This window comes from Erwinia persicina NBRC 102418 (assembly GCF_001571305.1).
Classification (GTDB): domain Bacteria; phylum Pseudomonadota; class Gammaproteobacteria; order Enterobacterales; family Enterobacteriaceae; genus Erwinia; species Erwinia persicina.
This window is the reverse complement of the sequence record NZ_BCTN01000026.1, coordinates 28,715-47,540: the sequence shown is the minus strand read 5'-3', so window position 1 is coordinate 47,540 and position 18,826 is coordinate 28,715. Positions and strand designations below refer to the sequence as shown.

The following is an 18,826-nucleotide window of genomic DNA, read 5'->3' as shown; positions in this document are numbered from 1 at the left end:
AATTTCATGAAAATTTGTTTCAGATAAACTAATACATTGGCACAGTATTGTTTTCAACTTTTATTTTTATAAAAACCAGAAAATACTGGCGTTATCTGGCGCTTTTCAGCTTTCTTTATTTCTTATTATTGAAATATATGGTTTTTATTAAATCTTTTCCTGTTAATTAAAAACCGGCACTGTCGCAAAGATCTGGCGATGGTAACTGATGCCACTGTTTAGCTGAAGGAGCAGCACATGAACCCATTCAAAGGTCGGCATTTTGAGCGTCATATTATCCTGTGGGCCGTCTGCTGGTACTGCAAATATGGCATCAGTTACAGTAAGCTGCAGGAAATGCTGGCTGAGCGAGGGGTAAATGTCGACCACACCACAATTTATCGCTGGGTACAGCGTTATCCACCTGAGATGGAAAAGCGTCTGCGCTGGTACTGGCGCCAGCCTTCCGGTTTTGGCTCATGGCATCTCGATGAGACCTGCATGAAGGTCAACGGACGCCGGGCTTATCTGGGGTCAGTTTGGATATCGAAAATTATTGTACGTTAAGGTTGTTTTTTGACCTTTCTACTTTAGCGGGCCTCAGCCGACGAAATTTACCGGAAGCCGGTATCCGGTTGCTTTTCCAGATATAATCGCCTGTCAGATTGATGTGCTCCCAGCCTAACGGCGACAAATGCGACAGCAGTTGTTCGCTGATCTTTAGTCCCTTACGCTTCAGGGCATCGATCGCCCTTTCCATATACACAGTATTCCACAGCGAGATCGCAGCCGTCAGAAGCGTCAGTCCACTGGCGCGATAGCTCTGATTTTCCGGCTTCCTGTCCCTGATTTCTCCCAGCCGGTGCATAAATACCGCCCGCGCCAGTGCGTTACGTGCCTCACCTTTATTCAGCCCCGCCTGTACCCGCCGACGCAGTGCAGGATCGCGGAACCAGTCGAGCATAAACAGCGTTCGCTCAATGCGGCCAATTTCTCTCAGTGCTTTGGCAAGTCCGTTTTGCTTGGGGTAGCTGTGACGTTGTCCCGTCTCCCCAGAATGCCGCCAGTGGTCTTTTCCCCTGCGCGTTTACCAGCTCTGCGAGGGCGGCTGAATAGGTTTCGTCGCGGATGTACCATGCCTGGATATCTTCGAGTGATGATTTGGTGCTTCCGGGGCAGGCTTCCGCCATTTTGGTCAGACCAAGATTGATGCCATCCGCAAGGATGGTGGTGAGGAGCTGGCGGGTATCGGGACGGGTAATGTCATTTTTTATATGCGAAAAATGTTGGGTAAACGTCGTCCAGCTGTTTACCTCATCGAGAATTTCCGTGATTTTAGGGCGCGGTAGCATGCTGTAAACCAACTCTGCCAGCGGTGAAACCTGTACCGGGACGCAGTTATCCAGCGGAGAGACTTTTACTCCCCTGTCAGATATTTCCACATCGGGCAGCTCACCAAGGGCAGCCATGGCATTGACCTCTTCAAGTCTGGACTGAAGCAGGGTCATACGGCTGGTAATGTACTCATGATAATCAGCAGATACGGGCAGGGGCAGCGCCGGTGTGAGTTTGTCAAAGTCCTTTTCGGGAATGAGGTAATCATCAAAGTTTTTGTAGCGGCGTGAGCCTTTAACCCAGATGTCCCCGGAGCGCAATGCACCCTTAAGCTCGCTGAGCGAACAAAATTCATAGTACTACCGGTCAATACCCGCAGGTGTAATCACCACTTTGCGCCAGCTTTCAGGGACAAACTCAAGCGGCGCTGTCGCAGGAACTTTACGCGACTGCTTCCGGTACATATCCTTGATCACAACCAGCGCATCAGCCAGAGGTTGCGCTGCCGGGGTTGCGATTAACTGTAAAGCGGACAACATGCGCGGGGCATATTTCCGTAATGTGCTGTATTTCTCGGTAATAATATGTAGCGGATCAAAATTATTTTTTCTGGCGAGATGGCGTGTTTCCTCCAGACTGGCGACAAATTCAGGCCATGGGAGTATGTTTTCTATTGCGAGCCATGGATCGCCACCGGAATCACGAGCTTCAGATAGTGCCTGGCCGACATCGATGTACTGCCTCAGTTTTGACTGGATTAGCTTTCCGCTCTGCTGAAGGCGCTCAGCCTGTGTTCTTTTGGCTTTGCTGAAAAGGCTGTTCAGCATGCGTTCATGCAGCTCAATCACTTCATCTGTCAGTGTGGCTCTGGCTTCTTCCAGCACGCACACCAGTATCGCATGACGCCGGGCTGCTGAAAATCGGGTCAAATCCCGGCTACTCATCTTTCGGCCTTCCCTCGCCAGTTTCAGCAACCGGTTCTGGTGAATGGTACGATCTATACCTTCAGGTAATGCCAGCGATTCAATGCTACTGAGCCGATCAAGGTGTTGCAGCACGTTCTTACCATTGATTTTACCCGGCGGTTGCAGAAGCCATGTCAGCCTAGAAGACTGATTATCTGAGGACTCAAGTAAACGATCCAGGGCATCCCTGTGAGCCTGAGTTAACGGGGCATTCAGAGTCTGAAATACGATTTTATCGCCGCCAGCCATGGCCTCCGCACAGGTACGCTCCACGACATCAATCGCGGGGATTATCACGTTGTTCTTCCGGAGCCAGACCAGCAGTTCTTCGGCCAGGAGAATACCTTTATCGGTGCGCGTCGCCATCGGCAGCAGGTGTGTAATACAGTCCTGCTGTATTTTTCCGGTAAACGCTTTTACGCCAAGATAGCGGTACAGTTCGGTTAAATGTTCGCGTCGCGTGGTTTCCCTGCCGGAAAGGTAAGCAGGCCAGAGATCCCCGGTAAGTTTTAGCCTGCTGGCGATATGCTTCAGCAGCGCATCAGAGGGTGGGATTTTTTTATCCGGTGCAAAGCCGACATTTTTCAGATAGCAAAGAAGGACGGAAAAACCAAAACGACTGGCGGGTTTACGGTGAGCACTGATAAGCGCCAGATCATGCTCACTAAAATACGCCATTCGTGTCAGCGTTAACTCATCGTCCGGTAATGCCAGTAATGATTCTCTTTCCGACAGAGAAAGAATCTGCCTCCTTGCCATATAGTTTCCCTCATAAATTATTCGATGCGGTATTTTTAAACAAAAATGGTTATCGCATAAGGGTACACCCTGACGCCATAATCAAAACGTGACGGCACACAATGAATGACATAACCTATATGCGATAGAGTAAATGCAATAACCTAAATGCAACAATGCAGTGGAAAAATGTTCATCAGAGCTTATTTGAGGGCATCGACGGAAGATCAGTTCGCCGATCGGGCAAAAGAGATGCTGGAGCAGTTCGTTCAGGAACGAGGGCATAAAATCGCAAGCTATTACCGGGAGAATATCAGCGGGACAAAACTTGACCGCCCGGAGCTGGGACGCTTGCTGATGGATAGTCACCGTAATGATATTTTGCTGGTTGAGCAGATAGACCGCCTGACCCGCCTGAGCAACAGCGACTGGATGACGCTGAAAAAGCAGATAGAACAACACGAGCTGCGAATTGTCAGCCTGGATGTCCCCACTTCATGGCAGGCGCTGTCAGAAAAAGATACCTCGCAGGCTGATCCGATCACCCGCGCTGTGATAACCGCCATCAATAACATGCTTATCGACCTGATGGCCGCGATGTCGCTCAAAGACTGGCTGAGCCGCCGACAGAGGCAAAAACAGGGAATTGAACGAGCGCATAATTTGGGGAAATATCGGGGGAAAGAGGCGGATCAGGAGCGGCACCAGAAAGTGCTGTACTACCATCAGGTGAAAAAGCTGAGTATCCGTGAAACAGCCGATGCCACGGGCTACAGTCCCTCTCAATTATGTTAAATTGCATATCAGATCAGGTACCCGGCTGTGGGCTGTGCTCACGGGTACCTTGCCTTCCTCTCTTTGCCACCGTCCTTCAATCCCTTCTTTGCTTATAGCCATGCAGGATGTGGTGCCTGTGAACTCATCCTTAAAATAGGCCGGTCAGGCATGGGGTCGACTGCGCCTCCGGGATTGTTGGTAAAGCCGCATGCGCCGTGCACGGTGATTCTCTTACGTGCATGGCGCGATGAAGAGCCATAAGAGACTACGCACTTGCCCCCTGGAGATTAGATATATTCACTCGGTTCGGCCGGACCTGGGTTCATAATCCAGTCGAAGGTCAAACTTCCTGTAAGACCCAATCTGGTTAAGGCCATGAGACGGTTATAATGCCCGACCCCTGGTAGCTCCCGGGTTGAGCTGTGGAGGATTTGAGTTTGGACAGGATCGCCACTGGGTGAGGGTAGTTACCGGCGGTTAAGTCCAACGTCGTTACTCCCTCTGCCTCTATATATAATCCGGAATCGATTTTGTCCGACCCGGAGCGTAGTTTCACATCACTCGTTGTCGATAGAGTAACCGTCGACGTGCCAGAGCAACTCACGGTCCAGATGTCATGCACTTTACTCGATATACCGGTTGTTTTTTGGTCAGGATGAGTCAGCACTGAAGGCCCGGTTACACTGCAATGAACGGTCTGAGGAGGTGTGGTGTTGGAGCAACTCGAATCGCGATATCCCCAGCGCCCCCCGCCATTTCCTGTGATTTCTAGGGATACAAACAGATCGCAGCGGCCCGCAGCAATCTCCGGTCCGTTGTAATACAATTCCAGTCGGATCGGTGCTCGTTCGATATTAACTTTTGCCGCATTGAATATCGCGGACTCGGTGGGCGTTTCGACTTCGCCAGAGGCGTAGACCTGGCTGACAAACACACCTCCGCATGTATATTCGCGCCTGTCGATACTCCGACTGCAGGGAAAATCCAGGGTACGGTATGCGGCTTCAACTCCCGAATTGATGGCCGACGGCCGGGTAGTTGAAATTACAACCTGTATACGCATTGTGTCCGGATAGGGTTGCCACGCACTGTACCGCGTGAATTGAAAATTGGAGAGCTTGAGGGGAGGCCATTCATCAATCGGTCGTGAGAGATCGACCTGTGGCGAATAGGAGAATGCGTGGGAAGGGATGGCAGTAAGTTGGAACAATAGAATTAGTGCGATAGAGTTAACGATGCGCATAGACGCCCTCGGGTATTGGTTGTTTTTCCAGAGAAGCGAATTAGCGCCGCAGCATCCCTTTCGCCCATATGTTCCACCGTGCCTCATACGCCTGCACCCGTTCGTCGATGGCTGTCTGTGATAGCCCCCGCCTTCGGGCTTGCTCGTAAAGCCGCATGCGTTGTGCACGATGATTTTCTAACGCGCGTGGCGCGATGGAGGTCCCCGTGGGGGTGAACCACAGGCCCAGCCAGTCAAATCCATGTTCAATCCTTCCCAATTGGGTTTTATCCGGGTGCGTTGCAAAACCACTCAGATTAAAAAATTCATGCATACGCTTTACACTGTGCCGCAGTTGCCAACGCGTACGGGCAAGCAACAAAAATAAGCATTTAACCCGTCGCTTTCAGTCTTATTCATATTCCAGACTAAAGGTGGCAATGGCGCTGAACGGTCCGTGTTCAATGCTGCGTTTGGCAATCGCCTCCGGTTCACCCTGCACATAGGCCTGTACCGTCAGCGTGTTGCTGCCCCCGTCCAGCCGGTAGCCTGGCCCGATTTTATTGAGCGGCAATTTCTGCCCCGCCGGAGTTTCCATACCGATGGCAATACCGGAAGCCTGGCTGCCGCCGTCAATCGCCAGCAGCCCCTTAAGGCTCGGGTTTTCCGTGCCGCTAAAGGTCACCTTTACCGTTTTGCCCAGGCTGAGATCGCACTCCGTCAACCGGATAGCAAACGCCTGGCCACGAGTGCGTTGGTTGGCGTACAGGTATTTGTCGATCACCGTGCCAAATTCCAACTTCACACTCTCATCACCCGGCGCGATCACACAGGGTTCCGCCACCAGTGCACCATGCAGGCGGACATTGTCGGCCTGCACCGCGCCGCTAACTGCCATCAGCAAGGCGATCGGTACCGTATAAATCAGTACTTTCATTGATAGACCGCCTTTAAGGTCGCGGTGGCTTCAAACGGCCCCTCGGTTAACGTTGCCCCCGGCCGCTTTACCGGCACGGCCTCAAGCTGCGGTGGGTTGGTCAGGCTGATGGGGATCGGTTTATTCAGCTCAAAGGGCACGCCGTTTTGCTTAATCTGGATAGCCAGATCGTTAACGCCGGTCACGACTACCGCCGCCCGGTCGTAATCCGCCGGGGTGCCGACGATTTCCAGCGTCATCGCGAAAGCATTGGCGTCAGGATCGCAGCTGATCCGGTAATTCATTGGCCGCAGGTATTGCACTCCATCCACTTTTTTCACCCCCACCCGGTCACCAAAATCGACATCGACCTCGCTGCCATTGCTGCTGATGGTGCAGGCGGGCGGCTCAACCAGGGTACCGTAGAGCCACATATTTTCCGCAGCCAGCCCTGCCGGGCTCAGCATGCTGCCAATCAGCAGCACGAGAGCACGTGAATAGCGCTTCATCGATATTCCACCTTCATCGTGGCACCGGCAGAAAATGGCCCACCGGTCAGGCTGGCGCCTGGGCGTTTAACCGGCACCGCCTCAAGCTTTGGCCAATCCGGATAGGTAAAATTCAGCCAGGTGTTGATCGGCATACGGTTACCGTTATTAAGCAAGGCAATGCCAAGGTCGGTTTTTGCCGTGCCCAGGACGTCACCATCAAACGCCGCGCCATTGCCGTCTATCAACATCCTCACCGCATTTGACGTACCGCCCGGGCACTGCACCGAGTAGACGATCGGCATCTTTTTATAATCCCCCCCTACGCGGGTCGTCATCACGTCGTTACCGAACTTCACTTCGATCAGATCGTTGTGGTTGATCTCGCACGGCGTTGCCACCACCGTCACGTTGACCGTTACCGTGGAGGAATTCTCCATCGCCTGGGATCCCGTGCCCCAACAGGCCATTGCCAGGCCTAGTGCATACAGCGCCGGTCTCCGACCGCATAACATTCCCGTGTCCATGGCACCCGCCTTAGTCATAGTTAAGCCTGAAGTCTACATGGGCCGAATACGCACCCGCCTGTAGCGGTGCACGCGTGCGTTCCGGTGTCACAACGTAGTCCAGCGAGTCTTGGCCTGCGGCCAGCAGCAAAGGTGCCCCACGGCTACCCAGGCGAATATCCCGGCCGAGCGAGTCTTGCATACGTAACGCCACCCCGGAGGCCCCACGCACGCTTATTAGCTCCGGGTTGTTCGCATCCGCCGGGGCAACAAAACTGACAGACACGGCAGGCTGTTGGAGGCTCCACAACAGATTTGCGTTACGGTCATCACGGTTGTTCGCCGGGCTGCGCAGGCAGTCCCGCAGACGCAGCCTGACGGTTACCGGCGTGCCCTGTGCGCCAATTTTCGCCATGCGCCCAGTACCGGTTTCCCCCAGCCACACATCCTGGTAAGCCGAGGCCATTTCCAACCGGCAAGCGCTCTCGGTCAGCGCACCGTGCACACGCAACACGCCATTGGCACCCTCAACATTCCCGTTATCCGCAGCGCGGGCTTCCGGTAGCAGTGCTATCATGCTGCCTAATACCATCAACACCGCTGCAGCCTGCTGTGCAGGGCAAGACCAGCCACCCTTCCCTTGTCTTCGTTGTTGCATGTTCCGCTCCCTGTGTTACACCAGTCATCAGCTTTGTTTGACCGGCCTGGCCTTGCAGTCGGTCCCACCACAACTGAACTGCAACCGCGGGCGGCCGCCGTAGTCGTTAACGTAAGTCAACACCGGCGCATTACCCAAAATGGATACGCCAAGATTCAACATCGCTTTATCTTGTGGCGGCACCATCAGCGGTTCAAACCCCTTAGCGCCAGCTCCGCCTTGCTTGCTGCTGGCCTCGACAATCGTCACGTAATATGGCGTCGGGTTATTGACCTGATACTTGTCACCCTGCCTGGTCAGCGTCAGCTGTTCCTGCCACGGAGCCGCACCTTCGGTATTGCTCAGCGCTTTGGGCCGGTAAAACAGCTTGATGCGCGTTTGCAACGCCAGTTGCAGCGTGTTGGGCTTTTCGCTCTTTGGCGGGATCTCGCGCAGGTTGAAATAAAACAGCGTCTCGCGATCCTGGGCCAAAAGGTTAGCGGCAGGTAAGGCCTGCACCTTGATCTGGCTTTTTGCACCTGGCTCCAGGCGCTGCAAAGGCGGCAACACCGTCAGCGGCGTGGTAATTTTATTGCCCTGCGCATCTTCCACCCAGCCCTGAGCCAGATAGGGCAGTTGTTTGTTCTCGTTGCTGATACTCAGGCTGACCGATTTGTCAGCACCGTTAAACACTACGCGAGTGCGATCCAGCGCAATCGCCGCCTGAGCCTGCTGCATGCACAACACACTTATCAGCAGACCGCCCGTTAGGGATAAGAAAGGTTTATTCATAGAGTTCATCGTTAATTACTCGCTATCTGATTTCTTTAAATTCAGTAAAAATTGGCGGGAGAAAGATGAAGCTATTTCACCCTGCCACAGTGGCTAAAAACTCTCTTACTGTCGTATACATCACTCACTCTGCCTCTGCAGTTACCGGCAGTAGCCGACATGGCAACAGGAGGTCTGTGGTATCGGAGTGCGGTATTTGCGCCGGCAGCTTAAGCGCACATCGCGCCTGCCCGTTCCAGTGCACGGTCATTGCTTCTCCCGGATTAATCCCGCTCAGGTAAACGCTGCCGCCGTCGTTAACGATACCCACGTCCTGCTTTTTGTGGTTTTGCACTGTGGCACCAAACGGTGGCGTAGAACCATCAGCCAGGCGGAGCACCGCCATCGCTTTCTCACCGGCTATCACCTCAAACCTGCGGTAGCCAATGGCACCTTCGGTCAAGGTCGCCTGCACCACGGAGCGCGTCGCCTCAGCGTTTTCAGGCAGTTTATTCAGATCGATGCTGACCTTGTTGCGGTAGTAACTGTTCACGTCGGTGATTACCGCTTTACCGAAGCCGTTGGTACGTGTCACGGCACCATAACCGCCGATCGGAATATCCGCTACGCCGTCGGTATCCAGCAGAATGCGCGTGCCGCCAATCATCCCAGCTCTGTGCAGCGCGGCGCCTTGAAGGGTGGCCGTTGCCCCCCCCTGTAACGATAACCCCGCCGATGAGTAACGCCCTTCCTGGTAACTGGCGTTGGCGTTCACCTGCGCCATATCGCCCTGATGGGTGTAATAACCGCTCGCCGTACCGCCGCTGCGGGTGATACCGCTGGTCAGATGATAACTGTCACCATTTTCAAGTCGGTCGTAATAACCCACCTGATGAGTGTTGTCGCTGCGATCATAGCTACTGCTGTAGCTGAACGATTTGCTGCCACCCAAAGGTACCGACAGCGAGAGGTACATGCCGTCATCGTTGGTGCCGTTATACTTATTGCGGTACCCCGTCAACGACAGGCTCAGGTTTCTGTACTGACCGATGTCGAAATTGCGCGACAATGTCAGGGTATAGCGATCGTTGGCAGCACTGTTCCAGTAAGTCTGGTGGTTATAGTTCAGGTAGGCGCTTAATCCGAGATCGCGGAAGTGCTGGCTGAAACTGATGGTGTACATCTCTTTGCTGCTCTGGTTGCGGGTGCCATAGGTCAGCGCATCCAGGTACTCGCTCATCGACATGTAGTCACGTTCAGAAAAGCGGTAACCGGCAAAAGTCACCTGACTGTCATACTCGTCGAAGTTTTTCGAATAGCTCAACCGGTAAGAGCCGCCGGTCAAGGTGCTATCCTCCCACTGTGGCAAGCTGACACGCGACTGGGTCACGTCAAACGACAGTGCGCCGAACATCATCAGGTCACGCCCCACACCCACCGCCAGCGCGTTATAATCCCCGCCCGCCAAGGCGCCACCGTACAGCGACCACCCGTTGCTAACCCCCCAGGAAAACTCCCCGGTGGCAAACAGGGCTCCGTTAATGTTGTGCTTCCAGTCAGAAGGTCGACCACTCGCGATTTTGTAACGCACGGTCCCCGGCCGTGTAAGGTACGGAATGCTGGCGGTATCGATGCGGAATTCTTGTACGCTACCGTCCTGCTCTTCGATCCGCACATCCAGTTGCCCGGAGACAGCGTCATTGATGTCCTGTATGCGAAACGGGCCCGAGGCGACCTGAGTCTCATACAGCACACGCCCCTGCTGGCTGATCACTACCTTGGCATTAGTGCGCGCCACCCCGGTCACCTCTGGCGCGTAGCCACGCAGGTTCGGCGGCAGCATGCTGTCATCACTGACCAGGCTGGCACCGGTGAAGCGGAAGCTATCAAAGATGTCGGAATACAGGTAATCCTCTCCGACCGACAGCTTCGCCCCCAGACGGGAAATAGCCCGGTAAGCGTAAAAGCGGCTCCAGTCCCAGTTCTGACGCGTCCCTTCAGCGCTGCCGTTTTGATGATCCAGGCGAGTTTGCCAGTCCGCACGCAGCCGCCAGGAACTCAGATTGGCGCCAACCGTGCCGTTGCCACTGACGTTGTAGCTCTGCTGGCCACGTTGCTGCTGGCGCTGGGTCTGTGCATTCACGTAATAATCCAGCAGCAGGCCCGGCACACCCTCATCCCAGCGTGAAGGCGGATCCCAGTTGTCTGCCGCATATTCCAGATAAGCCTGCGGCAGGTTTACGGTGAGGCTGGCGCTGCCCAGATCGGCACGCGCCGACATTCCCTGCAGACTATCCAGAGTCAGGCACTCACCCTGATGCCACCAGGTCAGTTTTTCTTTCATATCCGGCTTTAAGCCGAACTGTTCGACCATTGCAGGGCTGATACAGGCTGCACTGTCTTTGGCATCGCTCTCTGCGGGATAAAAAATTACGGATTGCTCAGGCAACTCCTGCCTGTTAATTCGTACCAGCATCATGTAACTGCCCGGCATGATATAGCCGCCGCGAGAGAACTGTCCCAAATCAATATTCTCTCGATCTTTTAAATCAAGCACATCGGTATTAAACTGCACCTCTTCCGCACTGGCATCCCACACGAAGAACCCCAGTGCACAGGCAATATAAAAACCCAAAGCACGGGGGCGAAAGGGTAATAAATTCCATTTAGGCATTATCATGCTAATAAGTCCCTTTTTATTCTTATGCCAGCACTATCAATGAAAAACCCATGCACCGGAAAAATAGCAGACACACCGATTTAATCGGTCTCTGCTCTTAAACTCCGAACCAGCAAGAACCGATCAGTAATAATCCATTTTAAATCTGATCGTTGAGGTATATTCCCCACTCCGTAATGTCTGTTGATTACTGACCAATCGCAGAAAGTAATTAAGCTCTCTATCGCTCACGACAACATCAGGCAAAGGTGTTGGATTCCCAGGCATGATTATATTGCCGTGACGGTCAGTAAGTTGCAGGGCTATACCTTCAGCTTGCCCATCGACACCGAATAATCCATTATCCACCCGGCCATCAAATGTCACCTGAAAACGTTGCCATTGTGTTAAATTATTGTCAACTCTGTTCAAAACACAGTTAACTAACCGAATAGTAAATGGAAGAGTCAGCCCTTGTCCGTCACGTATTATTTTGGTTAATGGCATCACGGAAATATCAATAGTTTGATCGCGGCTGTCTGTATCAATAGCGCAGGCTGTTTCTATAACAGCGCCTTGCATGTTGACCCGCCCCCAACTCGCCACCGCCTGGCTAGTTGGCAAAGGTAAAAGTATCAACAGGCAAAGCGTCGAATAAGGAATCATTAGATGTTTCATTGCTGACAAACCTTCCGTAGACAATACTCAAAAGAATGCATGCGGGATACACCCGCATGCATAATTAATTATGTCATTGGGACGGATTATTTGTAGTTCAGAATGAAATTGGCCACGCTCTGGAATTTACCAGGAATGATAGTCTCAGCCTCGCCACCGTCACCTTTCAGATAAGCACTGAAGGAAAGTGTGGTTTCAGTAGAGCCGGCACTAATAGTATTTTCAGTCGTTGGCTGGCCCAGCTTTATCACATTGTTGCTGCCGTCGGTAATAGCAATACTGGCACCTTTAGCGTCGCCGGTCATACCCAGCAAGCCATCTTTACCTGGGGCACCATCAAAGGTCGTTGTTACCAACTTGGCCGTTTCCAGGCTGCATTTTTCCAGGTGGATGTCAAAAGGTTTAGGCTCGGAATTACCACCTTTAAGCAGCGAAACGTTAGAAACTGCACCAAGATCTACCGTCTGGTCCACAGAATTTGGATCAATTGAACAAGGAGCATCGATAATAGAACCAGTAAATGTTACTTTACCGTGGCCCTGATCGGCAGCCTGTGCGCCAGAAATGGTACCGAACGCTAATACTGCTGCCATCATAATTTTATTCAATTTCATTTTTTGCTTCGTCCTTAATAAAAAAGTTTATCCTATTTTCTTTTCGTCGCGGCAGTTTAATGCGATATCACACCCTGAGAGGCATAGCGGGTCGTCACCTATTTGCAACGTACCCACTGCCTGACTCCATGAACAGGGCTTCGGCGACTGAATAAATGCTACACAAAAAAATAAAAAAAAGATAAATAATCCAATTAATCGCTCAAAATTAGCATTTAAAACCAAATTAACAAAAATCATGGCAAATGCAGAGCATTAAAACCCAGGTTTTTCTAAAGCATCAACAAGTTATATAGCGATAATTTTTATAAGTTTTTTGCTTAAAAATAATTACTAACTTTAAGGTTGACGAGGAGCGTCTAAAACCTCTAAATTCCGGGCACCAAAAAAAACAAGACTATTCTTATTGTGCAGTAAACAAAAAATTCGAGCTAAGGGACAAGTGAGACACCCATGAAATACATTATAAATTTAACAATAATTTTCGATCCCAAAGGCAGAGAGTTGGTACTGAAAAACGACAGTCAGTTATCATTGGGTTTATCGAAGCCCGCAACTCGCCTGTTAAATGAACTGGTTAACAACAGCAACATTGATTTATCCCGCGACCAGTTGATCAAGCGTGTATGGGAGGATTACGGGTTTTCGCCCTCTAATGCCACTCTGAATAATCACATTAGTGAATTAAGAAAAGCCTTCGAGAGTTTAGGGGCCAACAAGGACATTATCATCACCCTGCCGCGTCTTGGGTTCAGGCTGCAAGCGGAAATCTATCCTATTGTTTTAACAGCATCTAACGTTAACAATCCGGTCGTGCAGACAGAAAATACTCCCCTGTTAAAAGAAGATGCAGCCATGGTGATAGACGCCAGTACTGTAGAATCGTCAACAGATAACGGAAAGAAAATCAGGGGAAAAAACGCACTTTTGATAATCGGTTTGATAGCTGTCGTTACCGTTGCAGGCCTGACACTAGCTAACTTTTTCAAGAAGGAGGCAAGACCATCCAGCGCCATACAGAACAAATGCAACATTTATAATGTTGATGGTAGTCTTCCATCTTCCGGGTTGGCCCTAAAAGCAAGGAAAATGATAATTGCTGAAGGTATAGATTGCTCCCAGGAGGAGACTGATGTTTACTATGCGGAGACTCGCCCTGACAATGAATTCCTTAGGGTTTTCTTTATGGCAGTTTGTGTTAAAAGTGACGATGACAGCTATAATAATTGCATCAACTATAAAATAATTAAGTGATACTTCATGAAAAGAACAATTTTTATAATGTCATTTTCCATTGTGATTATCACTTTAATAATCCTGACATTCCATAGCTATCTAACCAGGGGGAACTTTCGTTGTGATACTCAAGTGAAATCCAGGATCGCTATCGAGGGTCAAGAAGAATTATACCTCAACCTGCATATAGACATCGTTTTTGCCACGCCTGAAAAAGGCGCAATTAAGTTAATAGGGACACTTAAAGGAACGAATCTTGATTATAAAATATCCAGAAACTTGTCACTTAAAGTGAATGAGTCTAAATTAAGCTTTATGAAGAGGGTGACTATAGTAAAACAAACCATTCACCCCATAGATAACGTCCCTGAGGAATTCTGGCAGCGTTACATTACACCAGAAAGAAACGGTGTCGAATTTTATGTTGAAATAAAGGAACCTAAAACAAACACATTTATTTTTAAAGGATTATCCAACCCCTATTTTGTTTGTAACCGATACGGTGATTAGCAATAAAAACCCGCTAAAGAAAAAACAACAGCCTGGCAAAAAAAAGCAAATGTAAATAAATGCAATTATTTTGATTTATTTTTAATCAATCAAATAATATCAGTCGGGATATTTACTCTGCTTAAGACCGGATTTTATGTATCAGAGTGCGGTGCCAGAATCATATCAAACAGAAGAAGGCGCGTTCAGCCATCCACTGACCTCCGGCTTCAGCAGAACAGACGAAATTCATCCCTCACACTGATATTGAACGCAAATAAAAAACGCCTACCGAGATCACCATTCTCAACAAATACCATGATATCCCTGATCAATGATTACAATCCTTGCATATAAGGTTTAATTTTCATCTTAACTACTTTTTCGTCTGGCATGGAATATTATTCTTAACCACAAAAGTCCCCTGCCTGTCATAAAGATAAACAATCATCAGCTGGCACCTCAACTACTCACTCTCCATAAACATGAAGTGTTGGTTTACCTCCTATACGATAAGTGCGCTCAGGCGTTCCGTGATGAGAAAGTTAAATTACACACGTATTAGTGAATTGTTCTGCTGGATGTTGCAAGGTTGTTTATCTAAAGTTTGGCCGTGCGCGGCCGATACCGATCCTAGCCTGGCCCCGCTTTACGGCCGTTGAATCTGGAATGTGAAACTGAATATGAGCGGGACTTTCTGTAGCGACGAAGCAAAACGCCTGGCGGCGCTTGAGATGCTCAAGGCCGATGATGCGGATCGCGATGACATTCTTCAAAAATTTACCCTGCTGGCCAGCGAACTGCTGGGCATTCCCGGCAGCTTTGTCTCGGTTCTTGATGATGAGAACCAGTTTATTAAAGCATCCTGTAATTTTGACCTGAAACAAACGTCGCTGCAGCATGCTTTTTGCCGTCATACGCTGGCGCTGGGCAAAGTGCTGGTGTGCCACGACACCCATCTTGATAGCCGTTTCAGCCAGCATCCGCTGACCCTGGGTGAACCCTTTATCCGCTTTTACGTGGGGGCCCCGTTGCGCAACCGCGACGGCATCACCATCGGCACCCTGTGCGTCACCGATATTAAGCCGCAGGCGTTTTCTGCAGAACAGATCCGCCTGCTGGAGCTGCTGGCCAGCCTGGTCATTGGTTATCTGGATGCCTGGTATATTGCCGGCTATCAGGATGTGGTAACCCGTCTGCCAAACCGTCAGCGCCTGATGAAAGATATTGAACTGCTGCAGCAGGCCGGCAATAACGAACCTCATCATCTGACGCTGATCGACTGCATTGATATGCCGCGCGCCTATGAGATTGCCCGATCGGTTGGTATGAACGCCGTGGAAACACTGCTGAGGGAGCTGACCGCTATTCTGCGCACCCGCCTCAGGCTGCAGAGTGATGACGTTCTGTATACCGTTGCGGTCGGTCGCTTTGCCCTCCTGAGCAACAGCCAGCAACGGGCGGGCGGGCGCGAACTGAGTCAGCAACTGGGAGAGATACGCGCCCATCTGTTCGACAACATTACCATTGATGCGAAACCGCATGTTGGTGAGGTGAACTTTGTACCCACCGACTTGGAGGTACCTGAGGTACTGCGCCGTGCGGTCAGCGCGCTGCACGAAGCCATCAGCCTGAAGCAGAGTTATATGGCTTATAATGCCGACAGCGATGGCCGCAGAAGTCAGCATTTCCGGCTGCTGCACGACCTGGCCGCGGCGGTTCGCGGCGCACCGGGCCTGTATCTGGTTTATCAGCCGCAGATGTCTCTGCGCCTGGGCAAGCCGGTCGGGCTGGAAACACTGCTGCGCTGGGATCATCCCGTGTACGGTAACATTCCCCCCGATGAATTTATCCCGCTGGCGGCACAAACCAGCCTGATGGAGGAACTGACGGAATGGGTGATTGACCATACCATCGCGCAGCTCAGCCTGTGGCGCAGCAAGGGGCTGAATCTGCCGGTCTCAGTCAATATGTGCGTCAGTGATTTTTCGCGTGTGGATTTTGCCGATAAGCTGGAAGCCAGAATACGCAGTGCCGGACTAAAACCGGACGATCTGTGCATAGAGTGTCTGGAGAACGAGCAGGTACTGGAAAATGCCGATGCCCGGCGCGGACTGAGTAAACTGAAGCTGCGTGGATTCCGCATTGCGCTGGATGATTTTGGCTCCGGTTACAGCAATATTAATACCCTGTGCCGCATTCCGGTGGATGTGATCAAGCTTGACCGCTCACTGATCCAGCCGCTCTCCCACGACCCGGCCAGCGAAGTGATCGCCCGCCATATCATCACCATGCTGAAAGAACTGCATTACGTGGTGCTGGCCGAAGGGGTGGAAGATCAAAAAACCCTGGCCTCACTACAGCGTCTGGGCTGTGATGAAATCCAGGGTTTTTATTATTCACGACCACTTATTCCGGAAAGTGTGGAGCGCTGGCTCCGTTCACACTATCCCCTGGCCTGAGGGTCAGGACTCCACCCATACCGTCTGCGCATTGGTGAACTCGCGCAGGCCGAAGTGTGACAGTTCGCGGCCAAAGCCACTTTTTTTCACACCACCAATCGGCACGCGCGGATCGGAGAAACTCGGGGAGTTAATAAACACGCCGCCAGTTTCAATCTGTGACGCCAGACGCTGCGCCCTGTCCAGATCGCGGCTCCACAGGCTGCCGCCGAGGCCAAACTCGGAGTCATTGGCCATTGCCACCGCGTGAGCGGCATCGTCCGCCACAATCAGTGAGGCCACCGGGCCGAACAGCTCCTGGTCGAAGCTGGTCATACCGGGCTTAACGTCGCTCAGCACCGTAGGCGCATAGTAATTACCCTCACCCGGCAGAGCATGGCCGCCCACCAGCAGCGTGGCCCCCTCTTTCAGGGTGGCCTGCACCTGCGCGTCCAGTTCGTCACGCAGATCGTAGCGGGCCATCGGACCAATCCAGGTCCCCGGTTCGCGTGGATCGCCGATTTTCATCGCTTTCACCGCGCTGACAAATTTCTCGCTGAACTGTTCAAAGACGGCGGCCTCCACAATGATACGTTTGGCAGAAATGCAGAGCTGACCGTTATTCATAAACCGTCCGGCGATCGCCCCCTTCACGGCGGCATCAATATCCGCATCGGCCAGGACGATAAAGGCATCCGAACCGCCCAACTCCAGCACGCATTTCTTAATGGCGGCACCGGCCAGGGCAGCAATGGCTCCACCGGCACGCACGCTGCCGGTCACGGTTACAGCCGCAATACGTTTATCATTAATCGCCTGCGCCACACCGTCATTATCAGCATTAACCACCGCAAACAGGCCCTCAGGCACGCCCGCCGCCGTCAGGATCTGCTGCAATAACAGCGCGCAGCCCATCACGTTCGGCGCAGGCTTCAGCAGATAGCTGTTCCCCGCCAGTATGATGGGAACGGCACCGCGCAGCACCTGCCACACCGGAAAATTCCACGGCATCACCGACAGCACCGGCCCCAGCGGCAGGTAATCGACAAAGGCCTTATCGCCCTCCACCCGCGTCGGTTCACGCTTGAGGAAAGCCGGGCCGTGCTCGCCGTACCACTCGCACAATCTGGCGCTTTTCTCGACTTCCGCCAGCCCCTGATCCACGGGTTTTCCCATCTCGCGGGTCATCATCTCCGCCAGGGGCTGCGCCTGCTGACGCAAGCCACCGGCGATGTTTTGCAGCAACCTGACACGATCAGTGATGGCGCTGTGCCGCCATGTCCGGAAGGCCGTGTAGGTTAAGGCCAGCGCCTCATCCACCTCTGTTCCGCTGGCGAAAGGATAGCGGGCAACGACCTCACCTGTGGTGGGGTTACGTGAAATGGCTACCGCTGAAGAAATATGAGTCATGATGGCTCCCTTAAGTGATTCACAATGGGTCCATCCTAGTCTTGTAGTGCATTCTTTAAAAATGAATAATAAAGAAAATAATTTACTCAATAAGAGAATGCTATGGATCTGACCCAGCTGGAAGTTTTTCGCGCCGTCGCAGAAGAAGGCAGCGTGACGGCAGCGGCGGACAAATTACATCGCGTACCGTCCAATATCTCTACCCGGCTGAAACAGCTGGAGGAAGAGCTGGGCTGCGTGCTGTTTCGTCGCGAGAAACTGCGACTGCACATGACCGACAGCGGCAGAACGTTTCTCGATTACACCCGGCGCATTCTGGCGCTCACCGCCGAGGCGAAACAGAGCGTTTCCGGGCAGCAGCCGGGCGGAATTTTCACCTTAGGGGCGATTGAGAGTTTTGCGGCCGTGCGTCTGCCGCCGCTGATTGCACGCTACCACCAGAGCTGGCCACAGGTGGAACTCGATCTGACCACCGGCCCCTCCGGGGATATGATCGACGGTGTTCTCGGCGGGCACTACAGCGCCGCGTTTATCGACGGCCCGCCAAAGCATCCGCAGCTGGAGGGTGTCCCGGTCGTTGACGAAGAGATGGTGCTGATCTCGGCACTCAACCATCCCCCGGTTCCCGACGCCACCAGCATCTCCGGCGCGACCATCTATGCATTTCGCGCTAACTGCTCCTATCGCCGGCTGTTTGAAAACTGGTTCTCACGCGAGAATGCGGCCCCGGGCAAAATTTTTGAGATGGAGTCGTATCACGGCATCCTGGCCTGCGTCAGCGCCGGTGCCGGGTTAGCGCTGATCCCCCGCAGCATGCTGGACAATATGCCGGGACGCGACAACGTTCACGCCTGGCCACTGAGTGAAGGTATGGGGCAGATTGCTATCTGGCTGGTGTGGCGCAAAGGGATGCGTTCGAATAATTTGCAGGCGATGGCTCGCCTGCTGCAGGAGGCGGGCTGAGG

The 18,826-nt window shown here is 52.2% G+C and carries 15 protein-coding genes and 2 pseudogenes; 6 read left to right on the top strand and 11 right to left on the bottom strand.

Going from position 1 to position 18,826, the window contains the following annotated elements:
* Positions 1-237: 237 nt before the first annotated feature.
* Positions 238-510, top strand: a pseudogene (locus EPE01S_RS20480) (IS6 family transposase); the annotation flags it as partial.
* A 22-nt stretch (positions 511-532) separates the two neighbouring features.
* On the opposite strand, the pseudogene EPE01S_RS20475 reads toward EPE01S_RS20480, so the two are convergent.
* Positions 533-3,038: pseudogene (locus EPE01S_RS20475) on the bottom strand (Tn3 family transposase).
* Positions 3,039-3,206: 168 nt separating this feature from the next.
* Here EPE01S_RS20475 and EPE01S_RS20470 point away from each other — a divergent pair.
* Positions 3,207-3,812, top strand: a complete 606-nt coding sequence (locus EPE01S_RS20470) for a recombinase family protein (RefSeq protein WP_062748872.1) — start codon at positions 3,207-3,209, stop codon at positions 3,810-3,812.
* A gap of 349 nt (positions 3,813-4,161) precedes the next feature.
* On the opposite strand, the gene EPE01S_RS24240 is transcribed toward EPE01S_RS20470, so the two are convergent.
* The 9 genes from EPE01S_RS24240 to EPE01S_RS20430 form a co-directional block, all read right to left on the bottom strand.
* Positions 4,162-4,857: an MrpH family fimbial adhesin gene (locus tag EPE01S_RS24240; protein WP_500796412.1), complete on the bottom strand. Its 696-nt coding sequence runs from the start codon at positions 4,855-4,857 to the stop codon at positions 4,162-4,164.
* Between the two features lie 571 nt (positions 4,858-5,428).
* A complete protein-coding gene (locus EPE01S_RS20465) occupies positions 5,429-5,953 on the bottom strand; it encodes a fimbrial protein (protein WP_062748870.1) in 525 nt (174 codons plus the stop codon).
* Entirely contained in the window at positions 5,950-6,399 is a 450-nt protein-coding gene (locus EPE01S_RS20460; protein ID WP_240043837.1) for a fimbrial protein, read from the bottom strand. Before EPE01S_RS20460 ends, EPE01S_RS20465 begins: the two co-directional genes overlap by 4 nt.
* A 38-nt stretch (positions 6,400-6,437) precedes the next feature.
* Positions 6,438-6,860 (bottom strand): fimbrial protein, encoded by a 423-nt coding sequence (locus tag EPE01S_RS20455; RefSeq protein WP_255210169.1) that lies wholly within the window; start codon positions 6,858-6,860, stop codon positions 6,438-6,440.
* A 97-nt stretch (positions 6,861-6,957) separates the two neighbouring features.
* Positions 6,958-7,584, bottom strand: a complete 627-nt coding sequence (locus EPE01S_RS20450; protein WP_373279693.1) for a fimbrial protein — start codon at positions 7,582-7,584, stop codon at positions 6,958-6,960.
* A gap of 27 nt (positions 7,585-7,611) precedes the next feature.
* Positions 7,612-8,355: a fimbria/pilus periplasmic chaperone gene (locus tag EPE01S_RS20445; protein WP_162901036.1), complete on the bottom strand. Its 744-nt coding sequence runs from the start codon at positions 8,353-8,355 to the stop codon at positions 7,612-7,614.
* A gap of 124 nt (positions 8,356-8,479) precedes the next feature.
* The gene (locus EPE01S_RS20440; protein ID WP_062748863.1) at positions 8,480-11,014 is read right to left on the bottom strand and encodes an outer membrane usher protein; all 2,535 of its coding nucleotides are present in this window, start codon (positions 11,012-11,014) and stop codon (positions 8,480-8,482) included.
* Between the two features lie 123 nt (positions 11,015-11,137).
* Positions 11,138-11,671 (bottom strand): fimbrial protein, encoded by a 534-nt coding sequence (locus EPE01S_RS20435; protein ID WP_062748861.1) that lies wholly within the window; start codon positions 11,669-11,671, stop codon positions 11,138-11,140.
* Positions 11,672-11,757: 86 nt separating this feature from the next.
* Positions 11,758-12,285, bottom strand: a complete 528-nt coding sequence (locus tag EPE01S_RS20430) for a fimbrial protein (RefSeq protein WP_062748859.1) — start codon at positions 12,283-12,285, stop codon at positions 11,758-11,760.
* A 453-nt stretch (positions 12,286-12,738) separates the two neighbouring features.
* Between EPE01S_RS20430 and EPE01S_RS20425 the strand changes: the two genes are divergently transcribed.
* From EPE01S_RS20425 to EPE01S_RS20415, 3 genes are all read left to right on the top strand, one after another.
* Entirely contained in the window at positions 12,739-13,539 is an 801-nt protein-coding gene (locus tag EPE01S_RS20425; protein ID WP_062748856.1) for a winged helix-turn-helix domain-containing protein, read from the top strand.
* Positions 13,540-13,545: 6 nt separating this feature from the next.
* Positions 13,546-14,031, top strand: a complete 486-nt coding sequence (locus EPE01S_RS20420; protein ID WP_084344226.1) for a FidL-like protein — start codon at positions 13,546-13,548, stop codon at positions 14,029-14,031.
* A gap of 662 nt (positions 14,032-14,693) precedes the next feature.
* Positions 14,694-16,472, top strand: coding sequence for a sensor domain-containing diguanylate cyclase (locus tag EPE01S_RS20415; RefSeq protein WP_062748852.1), 1,779 nt, complete (start codon positions 14,694-14,696; stop codon positions 16,470-16,472).
* A 3-nt stretch (positions 16,473-16,475) separates the two neighbouring features.
* Here the strand turns inward: EPE01S_RS20415 and EPE01S_RS20410 are convergent, their stop codons facing one another.
* The gene (locus EPE01S_RS20410) at positions 16,476-17,861 is read right to left on the bottom strand and encodes an NAD-dependent succinate-semialdehyde dehydrogenase (protein WP_062748850.1); all 1,386 of its coding nucleotides are present in this window, start codon (positions 17,859-17,861) and stop codon (positions 16,476-16,478) included.
* A gap of 102 nt (positions 17,862-17,963) precedes the next feature.
* Here EPE01S_RS20410 and ptrR point away from each other — a divergent pair, with 102 nt between their 5' ends.
* Positions 17,964-18,824, top strand: coding sequence for a putrescine utilization regulator PtrR (gene ptrR / locus EPE01S_RS20405; protein ID WP_062748848.1), 861 nt, complete (start codon positions 17,964-17,966; stop codon positions 18,822-18,824).
* Positions 18,825-18,826 lie beyond the last annotated feature (2 nt).